This window comes from Accumulibacter sp. (assembly GCF_036625275.1).
Taxonomy (GTDB): domain Bacteria; phylum Pseudomonadota; class Gammaproteobacteria; order Burkholderiales; family Rhodocyclaceae; genus Accumulibacter.
This window is the reverse complement of the sequence record NZ_JAZKUD010000090.1, coordinates 1-15,831: the sequence shown is the minus strand read 5'-3', so window position 1 is coordinate 15,831 and position 15,831 is coordinate 1. Positions and strand designations below refer to the sequence as shown.

Sequence of the window (15,831 nt, the reverse complement as noted above, 5' to 3'; positions counted from 1 at the left end):
CGAAGTCCACAGGAACCCGCACGAACCCGCGCCAGCACGCGGGAGTACGCAAAAAAAGACCAACCCGATGAGGGGTTGGTCTTCTTGTCTGGTGGGCCCGCAGGGACTTGAACCCTGGACCAAAGGATTATGCTTACCACTACGACTTTCGCCGCCCCTTTCAGGTTTGTGGTCTGGACTATACCTTCCTGTGATCGGCTGGCCGTCTAGTCTCTACACCTTTCCCCGGTATTGCTTAAGGGACTTGGCTCGGTATTGGCATCCCCCGAAGGGCTTAGCTTCCACCGAATTTGACCAGTTCTACCCGCCACCCGCATACGGCTGGCAACGGGCAACCCATGAGGACACCCAGACATCGGACGACGACGTTCAGGTTGTCCTCGCTAAGTCCTCTGCTCTAACCAACTGAGCTACAGGCCCGGGGGCTATTCTACAGGCTTCCTGCCTGATGACCATAGGCGAAAACTGCCAGCGGGCCAGATCGACGATTGACCGTGGTTGATAGGGGAACATATACTTTCGCCGTTAGCTTGGATCTCCTCTTTTCAGCAAGTGCCATCAAACTCACCCAAGTGCCCGCGCAGATTCAGTGCGATGACAAGCCAAGGCGGTGTCGGGACTGCCGGCTCGCACGACGGGACGCAGCGGCAATCGCGCAGCGCTCCTGACCATCCGATGACGACCGCCATGAATGTTTTCCCCTGTTGCAGGGCGTGCAGGGCGCATTCCGGCTTGCACCCCGGAATTGGCCGTTGGACGCGGAGCAGGCGCCGTCGATTCCCCCACTTCATCCATCCGACCGCCTCCCACTTGCGGGTGGGGACTGATTCTTGAGTCGCCAACACGACGATCACCTCAAGGACAGGCGTACCCTTCTTACGATCTGGCGCGCACTTTCCCAGGAGCAAGCCATTGCCTTCACCCTCGCCTGAACCTGAAGTCTTCGTGCCAGCGATGCCCAACTCGCAGATTCGCCAACTGGCACTGCAACTGGCCGCAACGCTGGCCGTTCTTTCTCTGGCCTGGCCTTATTACGGCATCCGCAACGAAGATCTGCCCTGGCCACAAACGGCTTTCGCCATCGGCGGTGTCGCTGTGCTGTTCGCTACCCTCAGCCGCCAGCCCTGGTGGTGGCGGCTGATGCATGCATTCTTCGCACCGCTGGCCTGGAGCGTTTCCCGGTTGGCGATCGACCCCGGCTGGTTTCTGCTCTCGTTCTGTCTGCTGCTGCTCGTTTATCGCGGTGCACTGACTGGCCAGGTTCCACTCTACTTCTCCAACCGCCGAACCGCAGCAGCGATCGCCGAACTCACCGCCGATCTGCGCGAAATGCGTTTTCTCGACCTCGGCGCAGGCATCGGCAGCGTCCTGATTCCGCTCGCACGGGAGCGACCTGACGCACATTTCTGCGGCATCGAAAACGCTCCAGCGACCTGGCTGATTGGTCGCTTGCGCAGTGCCGGCCTTGCCAATTGCCACTGGCGCTGGGGCGACCTCTGGCAAACCAGCCTCTCCGGGCACAACGTGGTGTATGCCTTCCTGTCGCCGGCTCCGATGCCGGCATTGTGGGAAAAGGCACGAAGAGAGATGCCACCGGGAAGCCTGTTCGTCAGCAACAGTTTTGCCGTACCGGAAGCGGTCGCCACACGCGTCATTGAAGTCGATGACGCACGACGTCTCTACTGTTACCAAATCTGAATGATCGGCATGTGCCGACCAGCCTGGCTGGATGTCGGCGCCAGCGGCGCTGCCCGCCGCAAACCATAAAACTTTGCTAAGATGAACTATCCTCACCACAACCGGAGCACCCTCATGCCCAATCTCGATTCCGTCACTGATCCTCTGAGCTTCGCCAAGAAAATGTGGGGTGGCATGGGATTTTCACTGCCGAACCTGGTCACACCTACCCTCAACGTTGAAGAGATTGAGCAAAAGATCAAGGATCTCAAGGCTGTCGAGAGCTGGTTGAAGATGAATCTATCGATGCTGCAGATGACGATTCAGGGCCTCGAAATGCAATGCGTCACCCTCAATGCGGTGCGGGCAATGGGCCAGATGGCTAGCAGTTATACCGCCAACGCCACCGGCGGCGATGCCGGCCAAACCGGCACTCAGGTTGCCGGCAGCGGCAATGAAGCGCTCAGGCAGGCGGCGCTGTGGCCACTGACCATGCTGCAACAGATGCAGGAACAGATGCAGAAGGCTGCTGCCGCTGCAGCACAAGTCAGCCAGGCTCGCGAAGACCCCCCGAAAGCGTAGTGCAACCGACGACTGCCGGGCTGCTTGCGGTTGGCACGACCTGGCTTCAGATGATCGACGCCTCCTGCAGTCCGCGGATCTCATCCGCACTGAAACCTGACTCGCGCAGCACCTCTGCACCATGCTCGCCTGGCAGCGGTGCTGGGCGTTCGACGGCGAAAACCCAGCCGGAGAGTTTCAGCGGCGGCGCGAACTGGGTCACCCCGTGCGCCTGCACGGCCATCCTCCGGGCAACGAACTGCGGGTGTTCGAGAGCCTCGGCAACGTTGAGTATCGGCGTGACACAGCAATCGACGCCAGTAAAGAAATCCTGCCATTCAGCCTGATTCCGACTGGCAAAGAGTGCTTCGAGTTCACGACGCAGCGCTGCCGCCGCCGCACCGCGCAGCGCATGCTTCGACTTCCATTCGGGACGTGCCAGGGCATCACAGAAAAGATCCCAGAATTTCTTTTCCAGCGGTGCGACCGCCATGTAGCGCCCGTCGGCGGTCGCATAGACCCCATAACCGGCGTCACCACCCGTCAACAGATCGGCACCGCGCTGCGGCACCCCCCCTTCGGTCTGCAGCGCGAAAAACGGGAAGAGGTTGTGCGCCAGAACCGCCTCGCTCATCGCCACATCGACCAGGCGTCCCCGCCCGCTACGCTGCGCATCAAACAGGGCGGCAAGGATGCCCATCACCGCAGTCATCGCGCCGCCCAGCAGATCACCGACCTGGAGATTGGGAATCGCCGGCTGGCCGCCGGCCACGCCGATCTGATCGAGAACGCCGGCAAACCCGATGTAATTGAGATCATGGCCAGCGGCCATCGCCAGCGGTCCGGTCTGGCCGTAACCGGTAATCGCGCAATACACGATTCTCGGATTGACCGCCGATAAGGCCTGATAGCCAATCCCGAGCTTGTCGCTGACACCTGGCCGAAAGCTCTCGACGACAATGTCGGCCGCCTGCGCCAGGCGCAGAAATACCGCACGCCCTTGCGGGTGCTTGAGGTCGAGGCGCAGGCCACGCTTGTTGCGATTGACGCTACGGTAGAAGACGCTGACACCGTCCGGCCCGTCGCCGAGAATACGTGCGTAGTCACCGGCGCCATGATCCTCGATCTTGATCACGTCGGCGCCCAGATCTGCCAGATGCAGGGTAGCAACCGGACCGGGCAGCAGGCGCGTCAGGTCGAGAACGCGCACACCGCTTAACGGACCGCCGCTCATGTGTCCGTCTCGCAGGGCGCCAGCCAGGTGGCATCGATGTCCAGTACCCTCCCTTGGTACAACTTCTGGTCGAGAAACTGTCCGCGATACAGCCATCCGATGCCGCCGTGCTGCGGCGACCAGGGCGTTTCCCATGCCTCAACGGCCACTCGCAGGCGCAGCACGGAGACTTCCTGAACCTCTGACTCCTTGTCCACGCAAGGCATTGCAGCCGCCAGGCGCAATTGGTCAGCCTGCGTATAGGCAGATGCCTGCTTGCCGATGTGTGGGCAAAGGTTCGCGATCCGCCTTTCGCGGGACAGATCCACTACCAGGCCCTTGAACCAGTAGGTCGGTGTCTTCAACAGCCAGCCTGTCCCGCCCTCGCGAAAGATGACGCAATCGCCGATTTGCAGACCGGGCCGTGCTCCCGCCTGGTCGGCATGCGCCGGAGCGACAAGCAACCAGGCCGTGATGGCCACGCCGATCAGCGGCATGGACCAAATGTTCAGCTTGCCGTCATTGGCGGAGACATTTTTAGCGCCAGGGATCAATTCGAGTGCCAGAGGAGGTTTCATTCCGGCCACACGGTTCAGCGCCGGCGCAAGCAGGTGATCGGCAGAACGGGCATGCCACTCGCTCACGATAGCCAGCGCTTGCGGCGACGATAATGCTTCACATCGCGAAAGCTCTTGCGCCCGACCGATGACAGTCCCAGGTAGAACTCCTTGACATCTTCGTTGGCGGCCAGATCGCTGGCAATCCCCTCCATCACCACCCGGCCGTTTTCCAGAATATACCCGAAGTCGGCATAACGCAGCGCCATATTGGTGTTCTGTTCCGCAAGCAGAAAAGTGACGCCTTCCTTCTGGTTCAGATCCTTGACGATGGCAAATACCTCGTCGACGATCTGTGGTGCCAGACCCATCGACGGTTCGTCGAGCAGCACCATGCGCGGATTGGCCATCAACGCCCGTCCAATCGCGCACATCTGTTGCTCACCGCCCGAAGTGTAGGCCGCCTGGCTGCTGCGGCGGGTCTTGAGGCGAGGAAAATAGGCGTAGACCTTGTCGAGCGTTTCGGTAATCGCGGCTTTGCCGTCGCTGCGCGTGTAGGCGCCGGTCAACAGGTTTTCCTCGATGCTCAGGTGGGCAAAACAGTGTCGTCCTTCCATCACCTGGATCACGCCGCGCCTGACCAGTTGTGCCGGGGACAGTGCTTCGATGCGCTCGCCGCGCAAGTCGATCGTTCCTTTGGTCACTTCCCCGCGCTCACCGTGCAGCAGATTGCTCACCGCCCGCAGGGTCGTCGTTTTGCCGGCGCCATTGCCTCCGAGCAGAGCGACGATTCCTCCCTCGGGAACGCTGAATGAAACCCCCTTGAGAACCAGGATCACGTGATTGTAGATCACCTCGATGCTATTGACTCGGAGCAGGATATTGTTGGCGTCGCTCATGGCATCACGACTTTCATCATCCGTGATGGCGGTCTTGGCCATCACCGTTGGGACCGCTCTCCCGCCAGCGGGAGAGCGGATAAAGGGCTCGTCCGGCTCGTCCTGACTGCGACTTTGCCGCAGTCTATGACTTGCACTCGTCAGGCGTACGCGGCTTCAGCTTCTTTTCTTCGGCGTACTTGCCCGAGGCCAGCATCACCATCGGACGCAGAACCTTCTCGTCGGCCTGGTACCAGTCGGAGCTGAATTCCCACTTGCTGCCATTCCAGGTATGAACACGCACCCATGACGATCCCATGTGGTCGAGGCAGGAAGTCTGCACCGGTCGCATCACGCCGGCGAAGCCCATGCCGTCAAGGGTTTTCTGGTCGAGGCTGAGGTTTTCAAGGCCCCAGCGGACCTGCTCGCCGGTCATCACCTTGCCCTTGCCATAACGCTCCTGGGCCTTGCGGACGCCTTCAACGCCGAGCATCGCCGATAGCAGGCCACGCATATAGAGAACCTGTCCGACCTCGTTTTTCGGCCCGGTGCCCTGCCCCTTGGCATAGACCAGATCGAGCATGTCCTTGACGACTTTCGAATTGGGCTCGGCGCCATGCTGCAGGGTCAGCGCACTGTATCCCTTGGCACCTTCGGCGACATCCTTGACGTCGGGTTCGGCGCCCGCCCACCAGATGCCCATCATCTTGTCACGCGGATAACCGGTGGCCTGCGCTTCGCGCAATGCGGTCGAGTTCATGACTCCCCAACCCCAGAGCAGCAGGTAGTCCGGCTTTTGCTGCCGGATCTGCAGCCAGGTGGCCTTCTGCTCGACACCGGGGTGTGCCACCGGCAGCAACTGCACTTCAAAACCATGGATCTTGCCCAATTCCTGCAGGACCGGGATCGGCTCCTTGCCGTACGGGCTGTCGTGGTAGACCAGCGCGATCTTCTTGCCCTTCAGTTTGGCGACGCCCCCTTCCTTCTTGGCGATATGCTGGATGGCCACCTCGGCGCCGACCCAGTAAGTCCCCAGCAAGGGGAAGTTCCAGGTAAACACGGCCCCGTTCTGTGATTCGCTGCGACCGTAGCCGGCGGTAATCAACGGGATCTTGTCGACCGGCGCTTTCTCGGTCAGGGCAAAGGTGACTCCGGTCGACAATGGCTGGAACAAGGTCGCGCCACCGTTCTTGCCCTTCAAACGCTCGTAGCATTCGACGCCGCGATCGGTGGCGTAAGCCGTCTCGCATTCCTCGAAACTGATCTTGACCCCATTGATCCCCCCCCTGGCATTCACCAGCTTCAGGTAGTCAACGTAACCGTTGGCCCATTGACTGCCGTTGGCGGCATAAGCGCCGGTGCGGTAGACCAGGACCGGGAAGAACTGCTCCTTGACTTGCGCCAGGACCGTCGGTGCGTTCAACAGCGACGACAGAACGACGGCAGTTGTGGAAACCGTCAGTGCAAGCTTGCCTAGTTTCATCAGTGTCTCCTCTTGTTGTCATTGCAATGGTGCGTCTGTAAAAACTTTCCAGAAGCAGCGAACCCCGCCCCGGCCGCTCGTCAGTGTGGAAATGGCCAGAGTCGAAGTTTTTCCTTGCCGGTCGACCACAGGCGAGCGATGCCATGCGGTTCCTTGATCAGGAAGAAAATGATCAGTCCGCCAAAGAGGATCAACTCGGCGTGCGACACGCCGGCAGTGGAAATGCTGATCCCGAACCATCCCCCGAAGGCCGGCAGAAACTGGTTCAGGGCGATCGGCAGGATGACGATGAAGGCCGCTCCGAAGAAACTTCCCATGATCGACCCCAGGCCACCAATGATGACCATGAACAGCAACTGGAACGATCGATCGACCGAGAAGGCAGCGGGCTCCCACGAGGCCAGATGGATGAAACCCCACAGGGCGCCGGCCGTGCCGACGAAAAAGGAACTGACGGCAAAAGCCGAGAGCTTGGCAAACAGCGGCCGGATACCGATGACCTCGGCGGCGACGTCCATGTCGCGGATCGCCATCCACTGCCGGCCGATGGCACAGCGCGTCATGTTTTTCGCCAGCAACGCGAACACCGTCAGGAACATCAGGCAAAACAGGTATTTGTTGACCGGAGTGTCAATCTGCCAGCCCATGATCTGAAGATTGGAAACCGAAACGGAGCCGGAAGACGCATGGTCGGTAAACCAGGGAACCCGCAGAAAGACCCAGTCGGTGAAGAACTGTGCCGCCAGGGTGGCGACCGCGAGATAGAGTCCGCGAACGCGCAGACTCGGGATGCCAAAAAATATGCCCACCACGGCAGCGGTGACGCCACCCAGCAGCAAGGACACCAGTAGCGGCAGGCTCTCGATACGAATGTGAAAATTGTAGGCTGCGTAAGCCCCTACCGCCATGAAGGCGCCGGCACCCAGCGTGATCTGCCCGCAGAAGCCGACCAGAATGTTGACCCCGAGTGCCGCCAGCGACAAGACCAGGAAGGGGATCAGGATCGCGCGCAGCAGGTATTCGTCGACCAGCAACGGGACTCCGATGAAGGCCATCATCAGAAGACCGAGAATTGCCCAGCGATCCTGTGCAATCGGAAAAATTTGCTGATCGGCTGCGTAGGAGGTCTTGAACTGACCATTTTCTCTGTACAGCATCTGCCTGATCTCCGCTTAATGTGAAAAAAGTCGCGCATGCAACTCACGAATCTCCCCTCCCCCTCGCGAGGGGCGGAGGCGGGGTTTCGCGAAGCACTGCTCCGCGCCGCCGTAGCCAGCCCGCGATGCCGCGCGGGCTGTGGAACGGAGGCGGGGTTTCGCGGAGCACTGCTCCGCGCCGCCGTAGCCGACCCGCGATGCCGCGCGAGCCGTGGGAGGGGTCGTGAGGCGAGAGGGGAATTCGCAGAGACTGCTCTGCGCCCATCGAACGATTCCGGCGTGTACGCCGGAATGCACCCTGCAAGGAAAGGAAACGGTCATGACTGTCATCCTGGAAAAGGCATGACCGTTACACGCGGTCGATGATCTTTTCACCGAACAGTCCTTGTGGCCTGAACAGCAGGAAGAGCAAGGCCAGTTGGTAGGCAAACCAGATTTCGATGCCGCCGCCAATCATCGGTCCGAGATAGACTTCCGAGACCTTCTCGCCAACGCCGATGATCAGTCCGCCGATGATCGCGCCGGGAATCGAAGTCAGACCGCCGAGAATGACCACCGGCAAACCACGCAGCGCCACCGTCGCCAGAGAAAACTGTACGCCCAGCTTGGAACCCCAGATCACCCCGGCGACCAGCGCCACCAGGCCAGCGACGCACCAGACGATCACCCAGATACGATTCAGCGGAATACCGATCGACTGGGCTGCCTGGTGATCGTCGGCAACCGCCCGCAAGGCTCGTCCGGTGGCGGTCTTCTGGAAAAACAGCGCCAGCAGGCCAACCAGCACGGCCGCGATCAAGGCCGCGACGAAATCCTCCTTGTTGATCAGCAGGCCGCCTTCAAAGGTCCCTTCGAGGATCATCACCGGCTCCTTGGGCATCCCGACGTCGATCTTGTAGACGTCGGTACCGAAGACGCTTGTGCCCACGCCTTCAAGGACGTAGGCGATGCCCAGGGTCGCCATCAGCAGGGTTGCGCCCTCCTGATTCACCAGATGACGCAGGACCAGACGCTCGATCAGCCAGGCGACGATGAACATCAGCGCGCCGGCCAGAAAAAAGGCGATCGTATTTGCCAGCCATGCGCTGTCGATGCCCAGGTGATCCGGAAGCCACGCCGAAAAACGTGCCATCGCCAGGGCCGCGAACAGCACCATCGCACCCTGTGCGAAGTTGAACACCCCCGAGGCCTTGAAGATCAGCACGAAACCCAGCGCGACCAGCGAATACAGCATGCCGGCCATCAGCCCACCAATCAGCGTTTCGAGAAAGAAACCCATCCGATGCTCTCCTCAGTGGCTGGCGCCAAGATAGGCGCTGATGACTTCCGGATTGGCCCTGACCGAGTCCGGATCGCCATCGCCGATCTTCCGGCCGTAATCGAGAACCACCACCCGGTCGGAAATGTCCATCACCACCGCCATGTCGTGTTCGATCAGCACGATCGTCGTGCCGAACTGATCATTGACGTCGAGAATGAACCGACACATGTCCTGCTTCTCTTCGACGTTCATTCCGGCCATCGGCTCGTCAAGCAGCAGGATGCTCGGTTCCATGGCCAGTGCCCGGCCAAGGTCGACACGCTTTTGCAGCCCGTAGGGCAGGCGGCCAACCGGCGTCTTGCGAATATGCTGAATTTCCAGGAAATCGATCACTTCCTCAACCTTGGCCCGGTGCAGGAGTTCTTCGCGCCGCGCCGCTCCCCACCAGAACGCCTGCTGGATCAGATTGCTGCGGATCTTCAGATTACGCCCGGTCATCAGATTGTCGATCACGCTCATGCCCTTGAACAGGGCGATGTTCTGGAAGGTACGTGAGATACCTGCCCTGGCTGCCTTGTAGGGGTTCATGCGGCTGAAGTGCTGGCCACGCAGGATGATCTCCCCCTTCTGTGGACGGTAGACCCCATTGATCACGTTGAGCATCGAACTCTTGCCCGCGCCATTCGGGCCGATGATCGCCCGGATCTCGTGTTCGCGAACGTCGAACGAGATGTCGGTCAGCGCCTTGACTCCACCGAACGAGAGGGAGACGTTTTTCAGATCGAGAATGATTTCTCCGCTTTGCCGACTCATCAGCCGACCCTCCCGGCGATTGCAAAAGTCTTCGGATCGCTGATCACCAGATCGGCAGCGACCCTGCCTTGCCGCCCGTCCTCGAACTTCACTGCAGTTTCGATGAATTGCCGTTCCCGACCGTTGTACAGCGCGTCGATCAGCACTGCATATTTCTCGGCGACGAAGTTGCGGCGCACCTTGCGCGTGCGAGTCAATTCATCATCGTCGGGATCGAGTTCCTTATGCAGGATCAGGAAACGGTGAATCTGCGAATCGGCCAATGCGCCCTCCTCCACCAGTTCGCCATTGACCTGCTCGATGCATTCCTGAACCAGCCCATAGACCTCGGGCTTGGCCGCCAGGTCGGTATAGCCTGAATAGGCGAGACCGCGCCGCTCCGCCCAGTTGCCGACCGCGCCGATGTCGATGTTGATGAACGCGCAAACCATTTCGCGGCGATCACCGAAGACCACGGCTTCCTTGATGTACGGGAAGAACTTCAACTTGTTTTCGATGTAATTGGGTGCATACATCGCACCGTTCGCCAGTTTGCCAACATCCTTGGCGCGATCGATGATCTTGAGATGACCATCGTCATCGAAAATTCCTGCATCCCCGGTCATGAAATAACCGTCGGCGTCGATCGCTTCAGCTGTCGCATCCGGCCGCTTGTAATACTCCTTGAGCAGCATCGGACCCTTGACCAGGATCTCGCCGTTATCGGCGATCCTGACTTCGACGCCTGGCGCTGGTTTGCCGACGCTGTCAAACTTGATCTGGCCATCGGGTTGCAGGCAGACGTAAGCGCAGGTTTCGGTCTGACCATAGAGCTGCTTCAGATTGATGCCGATCGATCGATAGAAACGGAACAGGTCGGGGCCGATCGCCGCCCCGGCGGTATAGGCGACGCGGATGCGGCTCATGCCGAGAACATTCCTCAGCGGCCCGAAAACACAAACCTTGCCCAAGGCGTAGAGCAGCCGGTCGGCAAAGGAGACCGGCCGGCCGTCGAGAATCTGGGCGCCGCTGCGCCGGGCGACAGCCATGAAGTAGTGGAACATTTTCTGCTTGATGACGCTTGCGTCCTCCATGCGGATCATCACCTGCGTCAACAGGTTCTCGAAGACGCGAGGGGGCGCGAAGTAGTAGCTTGGCCCGATCTCGCGCAGGTCGGTCATCACCGTTTCGGCCGACTCCGGACAGTTGATCGTGAAACCGGTGACCATCGCCTGTGCAAACGAAAACAGGTGGTCGCCAACCCAGGCCATCGGCAGATACGAAAGGATGTCCTCATCGGCGGTCAGCCGGTCGAAATCCGCCCCCCCGCGTGCCGCGCTGATGAAGGCATGGTGGGTCAGACACACTCCCTTGGGCTTACCCGTCGTCCCCGAAGTGTACAGCATGACGCTTACATCATCGGGGTGACCCGCAGCGACTTCGGTGCTCAGCAGATCCGGGTGATTTCGATTGTGAATCCGTCCCATCGCCATCAACTCGCGGATGTCGTGGATGAAAGGCTGCGTATAGTGACGCATGCCGCGCGGATCGTCGTAAAGCACATGCTCGAGCTGCGGCAGTTGATCCTGGATCTCGAGCAACTTGTCGACCTGCTCCTGATTCTCGACGAAGACAAAACGGATTTCCGCATCGAGCAGGGCGAACAGCATTTCGCTGGCGACTGCGTCCTGGTAGAGCGGCACGGGCACCCCACCAAGACATTGCACGGCCGTCATCATCATGTACATACGCGGCCGGTTCTCGCCGACGATAGCCAGATTCTCGCCACGTCGAAAACCCATTTCTGCGAGACCACAGGCAAGTGCGCGAACCTCTTCGGCCACATCGTTCCAGGTCCAGCACTGCCAGATCCCCAGATCCTTCTCGCGCATCGCCGGCTTGCCGCCACGCACTTGCGCATGCTGAATCAGCAAGCGTGGAAAAGTATCCAGCGCTTGCGAAGAGGCCATGTCCGGCATCTCGTCTCCTCCGGTGCGCTGACCATCAGAACGCTGACGGCCAAGCCCTTGTCGTTATGCTGGCCATTCTAGTCCTTTTTCACCAACAATCATTGTGCAATGCCGCATTGTCGCTTCGGCTCAATGGCATCACGCTCCAGCATGCTCGTCCGAACGCCGCACCAACTGAAGTGACGGGAACGCTGGTCCATCCGTTACGCCACCCCCGGCCAGTGGCGTCAAGGCTTCTAGAACGACGGAATTGAACAGGTCATTGATCTGGGTTAGTATTCGGCGCGGCGAGGGGAAGGACTTGTCAATACCTGGTCAATACGCTGCAGAAACTGCGGCAAAACCGCTTCAACAAAACGACATCGGAGGATGACATGAGTAGTGTTATTTACGAGCGAATGCGGGTCAATCCCAAATTCCACAAACTAGTCAGCGAGCGGGGACGCTTCGCGTGGACCCTGTCGGCCATCGTGCTGATCCTTTTTTACGGATTCTTCATGCTGGTCGCCTTCAACCCAGGGCTGCTGGGTCAGAAGATTGCCGAGGGATCGATGTGGCCGATCGGCTATACCATCGAGCTTTGCCTGTTCGTCTTTTTCTGGCTGCTGACTTTCGTGTATGTTCGCCGTGCCAACGGCGAGTTTGATGATCTGACTTCCGAAATGATCAAGGAAGCCCAGAAGGAGAAACCATGATGCAGCGACTGATCCCAGCACTTTCCCTGCTCATCCTCTCCGGTCTGGCGGTTGCCGGCCCGGCCGTAGACGCAGGTGGGGCCAAGCAGGCGACCAACTGGCACGCGATCATCATGTTCCTGATCTTCGTGGCAATGACCATGGGGATCACCTACTGGGCAGCCAGCCGCACCAAGACCACGGCGGACTTCTATACCGCCGGCGGTGGCATCACCGGTTTCCAGAACGGTCTGGCGATCGCCGGCGACTACATGTCGGCGGCAACACTGCTCGGGCTGACGGCGATGGCCTACACCCAGGGCTACGATGCCTACATCTACATGCTGGCGTTCTTCGCCGGCTGGCCGATCATCCTGTTCCTGATGGCCGAGCGGCTGCGCAACCTGGGCCGTTTCACCTTCGCCGACATCACCTCGTATCGGCTCGATCAGGGCAAGGTGCGGACGATGGCCGCGATCTCGTCGCTGGTGGTGGTCGTCTTCTACCTGATCGCCCAGATGGTCGGTGCCGGTCAGTTGATCAGACTGCTGTTCGGTCTCGACTACAACATCGCGATCTTCGTCGTCGGCATCCTGATGATGGTCTACGTCACCCTCGGCGGCATGGTGGCGACGACCTGGGTACAGATCATCAAGGCCTGCATGCTGCTCTTCGGCGGTACGCTGACGCTGCTGCTGGCCTACGTCCAGTTCGGCTTCTCGCTGACCGACCTGCTGCAGAAGGCCGAAGCGGTCCACAAGCTCGGACCCAAGCTGATGGCCCCTGGCAGTCTGCTCGCCGATCCGGTCACTGCCATCTCGCTCGGCCTCGGCCTGATGTTCGGCACCGCTGGCCTGCCGCACATCCTGATGCGCTTCTTCACCGTCGGTAACGCCAAGGAAGCCCGGAAATCGGTGCTCTATGCGTCCGGCTTCGTCGGCTTCTTCTTCAACGTCATCTTCCTGATGGGTCTGTGCGCGATCCTCATCGTCGGACAGAACCCGGAGTTCTTCGAGGGTGGCACCGTCGGCGGCAAGCTGATCGGCGGCGGCAACATGGTCGCCATGCACCTGGCCAAGGCCGTCGGCGGCAACATGCTGCTCGGTTTCCTGGCGGCAGTGGCCTTCGCGACCATCCTGGCGGTCGTCTCGGGTCTGGCGCTCGCCGGGGCATCGGCGATTTCGCATGACATCTACGCGCGCGTGATCCGCAAGGGGCAGGCGACCGAGAAAGAGGAAATCCGTATGTCCCGCTACGCCACCATCGGACTCGGCATGCTGGCCATCGTTCTCGGCATCGCGTTCGAGAAGATGAACATCGCCTTCATGGTCGGCCTGGCCTTCGGTGTGGCTGCCGCGGCCAATTTCCCGGTGCTGATTCTGTCGATGTACTGGAAGGGCCTGACGACGCGTGGTGCCCTGTGGGGCGGCTACGGTGGCGTCACCTCGGCAGTTCTCTTCGTCCTCTTCTCGAAGTCGGTGTGGGTTGACGTACTGGGCAACAAGGCCGCCTTGTTCCCCTACACGCAACCGGCGCTGTTCGCGATGCCGATCGCGTTCATCTTCGCGTACATCTTCTCGAAGAGTGACACCGGCCCGCGCTCCAAGCTGGAGAAAGAGGCATTCGAAGACCAGTACGTGCGCGCACAAACGGGTTTCGGCGCTTCCGGCGCCAGCCACTAAGCAGTCTCTGGTTCCACAGCATAACCCTGGCGGTGCAGAAGCCCGCCAGGGTTTTTTTATTTCACCATGACTCCAGCCCGGCCCTTCGCTGGACTACGCCAAGACCAAATAGATAAAATTTATCAATAAGTTGGGCGCGCCCATCATATGCCGGTGCTTTCTGAAACTTGCCCCGACTTCCCCTCTGCTGGCCCCTAGAAGGCTCCTGGGAACCGGGTCTTTTTGAGGAGTCATCATGGCAAAAATCAAGCTCACCAAGTCTGCTGTCGACGCGGCACAACCACAGGCGCAGGCCGTCAAACTCGGGATACGCTGGTGCCCGGCTTCCTGTGCAAGATTACCCCGTCGGGCCGCAAGGTGTTCATGCTCCAGTACCGGACAAACGCCGGCGAGCGCCGCAAGCCCGCTTTGGGGCAATACGGGGAACTGACCGTCGAACAGGCCCACTCGCTCGCGCAAGAATGACTGGCTCAGGTACGCCGGAGTGGTGATCCCGGCGCAGCCAAGGCGAAAGCGCGTCAAGCGCCCACCGTTGAGGAGTTGTGCAAGAAGTTCATGGAGGACCACTCCAAGAAGCGCAACAAGCCTAGCACCCGAGTCGGCTATCAAGGCGTCATCGACCGCGGCATCATCCCGCTGCTGGGCCGCAAGAAGGTCCACGACGTGAAGCGCCCTGACATTGCCGGACTGATGGAAAAACTTTCGTACAAGCAGACCGAGGCGAACAAGGCACTCAATATCCTGCGCAAGATGTTCCACTGGGCCGAGGTATAGGGCTATCGGCCTGACGGCACCCATCCTTGCCGCCATGTCCCGATTTTCCCTGCCGGCAAGTCCACCCACCTCATCAGCGACGAGGACATGGGCAAGCTGTTCCGGCAGCTCGACAAGATCGAGGCCGAGGGCCTGGAGAACTACGTCATCCCGTTGGCGATCCGCCTGCAATTCGAGTTCGCCGGCCGCCGTGGCGAAATCGTCACACTCGCATGGGAATGGGTTGATTGATCTGGAAAACCGCCGCGTCGTTTGGCCCGACAGCAAGACTGGCGGAATGTCCAAGCCCATAAGCAAGGAAGCCTATCGGCTGCTTTCAGCTGCGACTAGGCAGGAAGGCAATCCCTACGTACTCCCGTCGCCACGCCATCCAGGGCAACATCTGACCACAGGCAAGTATTACGGTGGCTGGAGCCGTGCGCTCAAAGCAGCTGGGGCAACGCATGTGGGAATGCACGGCATCCGCCATCGCTCGGCGACCGACATTGCCAATTCGGGTATCCCGGTCAAGAGTGGCATGGCCCTGACGGCGCACAAGACTGTGGTGATGTCCATGCGCTACGTCCACACCGAGGACAAGCCGGTGCGGGAAGCCGCCGAGCTGGTGGCGAATCGGCGCAAGTCGGTCGTCAACAGACACCAAGAACTGAAAGAGGTGACCGCATGATCAGAGGCCAGCAATCCGCCTTGCCGCCTCCAGTTGTCGTATCACCGCCACGACAATTGGCTCAGTGGCCTTCCCCGCCTGCATATCGCGCTAAGCACTGGAAAAGTGCGCCCGTTTCGGGTATAGTTTGGAGGTCAAGATGACGTGCGTTCTCAAGCGAAAGGACTTTGCGCGGTGGCAGGCGAGCGAAAAGCTGCCTGATGCCGCTTTGTGCAAAGCGGTTCAGGAGATGGAAAGAGGTCTAATTGACGCGGACTTGGGTGGCTTCCTCTACAAGAAGCGGGTTGCCCGCCCCGGCAGCGGCAAGAGCGGCGGTTACCGCACGCTGCTGTCGGCCCGGATCGGTAGCCGCTACGTGTTCCTGCATGGGTTCCCCAAGAGCGACAAGGCGAACATCACGCAGGACGAGAAGAAGGCGCTGCAATTCGCCGGCAAGGTGTTCTTGGAGCTGCCTGCCGAAGCCTTGTCGAAGGCGTTGCAGTCGG

Annotated in this window: 13 protein-coding genes and 1 pseudogene; 6 read left to right on the top strand and 8 right to left on the bottom strand. The window is 60.1% G+C overall.

Annotated elements, in window-relative coordinates; all coding sequences use genetic code 11:
* Positions 1 to 912 precede the first annotated feature (912 nt).
* Both V5B39_RS18730 and V5B39_RS18725 read left to right on the top strand, forming a co-directional pair.
* Positions 913 to 1,698 (top strand): class I SAM-dependent methyltransferase, encoded by a 786-nt coding sequence (locus V5B39_RS18730; protein WP_332344380.1) that lies wholly within the window; start codon positions 913 to 915, stop codon positions 1,696 to 1,698.
* Between the two features lie 114 nt (positions 1,699 to 1,812).
* Positions 1,813 to 2,259, top strand: a complete 447-nt coding sequence (locus V5B39_RS18725) for a PhaM family polyhydroxyalkanoate granule multifunctional regulatory protein (RefSeq protein ID WP_332344379.1) — start codon at positions 1,813 to 1,815, stop codon at positions 2,257 to 2,259.
* Between the two features lie 46 nt (positions 2,260 to 2,305).
* Here the strand turns inward: V5B39_RS18725 and V5B39_RS18720 are convergent, their stop codons facing one another.
* The 8 genes from V5B39_RS18720 to V5B39_RS18685 all read right to left on the bottom strand — a co-directional run bounded on the left by V5B39_RS18720 (position 2,306) and on the right by V5B39_RS18685 (position 11,558).
* Positions 2,306 to 3,472 (bottom strand): CaiB/BaiF CoA transferase family protein, encoded by a 1,167-nt coding sequence (locus V5B39_RS18720; protein WP_332344378.1) that lies wholly within the window; start codon positions 3,470 to 3,472, stop codon positions 2,306 to 2,308.
* On the bottom strand, positions 3,469 to 4,095 hold the full coding sequence (locus tag V5B39_RS18715) for a hypothetical protein (protein ID WP_332344377.1): 627 nt from the start codon (positions 4,093 to 4,095) through the stop codon (positions 3,469 to 3,471). Before V5B39_RS18715 ends, V5B39_RS18720 begins: the two co-directional genes overlap by 4 nt.
* On the bottom strand, positions 4,092 to 4,907 hold the full coding sequence (locus V5B39_RS18710) for an ABC transporter ATP-binding protein (RefSeq protein WP_332344376.1): 816 nt from the start codon (positions 4,905 to 4,907) through the stop codon (positions 4,092 to 4,094). Before V5B39_RS18710 ends, V5B39_RS18715 begins: the two co-directional genes overlap by 4 nt.
* Positions 4,908 to 5,031: 124 nt before the next feature.
* Positions 5,032 to 6,369, bottom strand: coding sequence for an ABC transporter substrate-binding protein (locus V5B39_RS18705; RefSeq protein ID WP_332344375.1), 1,338 nt, complete (start codon positions 6,367 to 6,369; stop codon positions 5,032 to 5,034).
* A gap of 80 nt (positions 6,370 to 6,449) precedes the next feature.
* The gene (locus tag V5B39_RS18700; RefSeq protein ID WP_332344374.1) at positions 6,450 to 7,526 is read right to left on the bottom strand and encodes a branched-chain amino acid ABC transporter permease; all 1,077 of its coding nucleotides are present in this window, start codon (positions 7,524 to 7,526) and stop codon (positions 6,450 to 6,452) included.
* A gap of 349 nt (positions 7,527 to 7,875) precedes the next feature.
* The gene (locus tag V5B39_RS18695) at positions 7,876 to 8,805 is read right to left on the bottom strand and encodes a branched-chain amino acid ABC transporter permease (RefSeq protein WP_332344373.1); all 930 of its coding nucleotides are present in this window, start codon (positions 8,803 to 8,805) and stop codon (positions 7,876 to 7,878) included.
* 12 nt (positions 8,806 to 8,817) lie between these two features.
* Positions 8,818 to 9,600 carry an ABC transporter ATP-binding protein gene (locus V5B39_RS18690; RefSeq protein ID WP_332344372.1) on the bottom strand — a complete coding sequence of 261 codons (783 nt, stop codon included), beginning with the start codon at positions 9,598 to 9,600 and terminating at the stop codon, positions 8,818 to 8,820.
* Positions 9,600 to 11,558, bottom strand: a complete 1,959-nt coding sequence (locus V5B39_RS18685; RefSeq protein WP_332344371.1) for an AMP-dependent synthetase/ligase — start codon at positions 11,556 to 11,558, stop codon at positions 9,600 to 9,602. Before V5B39_RS18685 ends, V5B39_RS18690 begins: the two co-directional genes overlap by 1 nt.
* Before the next feature lie 365 nt (positions 11,559 to 11,923).
* On the opposite strand from V5B39_RS18685, the gene V5B39_RS18680 reads away from it, so the two are divergent.
* The 4 genes and pseudogenes from V5B39_RS18680 to V5B39_RS18665 all read left to right on the top strand — a co-directional run.
* Positions 11,924 to 12,244: a DUF485 domain-containing protein gene (locus V5B39_RS18680; RefSeq protein ID WP_273704565.1), complete on the top strand. Its 321-nt coding sequence runs from the start codon at positions 11,924 to 11,926 to the stop codon at positions 12,242 to 12,244.
* The gene (locus V5B39_RS18675; protein WP_332344370.1) at positions 12,241 to 13,905 is read left to right on the top strand and encodes a cation acetate symporter; all 1,665 of its coding nucleotides are present in this window, start codon (positions 12,241 to 12,243) and stop codon (positions 13,903 to 13,905) included. The genes V5B39_RS18680 and V5B39_RS18675 overlap by 4 nt, the downstream gene beginning before the upstream one ends.
* A 235-nt stretch (positions 13,906 to 14,140) precedes the next feature.
* A pseudogene (locus V5B39_RS18670) lies at positions 14,141 to 15,346 on the top strand (tyrosine-type recombinase/integrase).
* 139 nt (positions 15,347 to 15,485) lie between these two features.
* Positions 15,486 to 15,831: type II toxin-antitoxin system RelE/ParE family toxin (locus V5B39_RS18665; protein WP_332344381.1), on the top strand; the 346-nt coding region annotated here is incomplete at its 3' end.

What these genes read in the sequence shown, in the direction of transcription:
- V5B39_RS18680 (WP_273704565.1), top strand. Translation starts at nt 11,924, where the DNA reads ATGAGTAGTGTTATTTACGAGCGAATGCGGGTCAATCCCAAATTCCAC.
- V5B39_RS18720 (WP_332344378.1), bottom strand. Translation starts at nt 3,472, where the DNA reads ATGAGCGGCGGTCCGTTAAGCGGTGTGCGCGTTCTCGACCTGACGCGC.
- V5B39_RS18705 (WP_332344375.1), bottom strand. Translation starts at nt 6,369, where the DNA reads ATGAAACTAGGCAAGCTTGCACTGACGGTTTCCACAACTGCCGTCGTT.
- V5B39_RS18700 (WP_332344374.1), bottom strand. Translation starts at nt 7,526, where the DNA reads ATGCTGTACAGAGAAAATGGTCAGTTCAAGACCTCCTACGCAGCCGAT.
- V5B39_RS18710 (WP_332344376.1), bottom strand. Translation starts at nt 4,907, where the DNA reads ATGAGCGACGCCAACAATATCCTGCTCCGAGTCAATAGCATCGAGGTG.
- V5B39_RS18685 (WP_332344371.1), bottom strand. Translation starts at nt 11,558, where the DNA reads ATGCCGGACATGGCCTCTTCGCAAGCGCTGGATACTTTTCCACGCTTG.
- V5B39_RS18690 (WP_332344372.1), bottom strand. Translation starts at nt 9,600, where the DNA reads ATGAGTCGGCAAAGCGGAGAAATCATTCTCGATCTGAAAAACGTCTCC.
- V5B39_RS18725 (WP_332344379.1), top strand. Translation starts at nt 1,813, where the DNA reads ATGCCCAATCTCGATTCCGTCACTGATCCTCTGAGCTTCGCCAAGAAA.
- V5B39_RS18675 (WP_332344370.1), top strand. Translation starts at nt 12,241, where the DNA reads ATGATGCAGCGACTGATCCCAGCACTTTCCCTGCTCATCCTCTCCGGT.
- V5B39_RS18695 (WP_332344373.1), bottom strand. Translation starts at nt 8,805, where the DNA reads ATGGGTTTCTTTCTCGAAACGCTGATTGGTGGGCTGATGGCCGGCATG.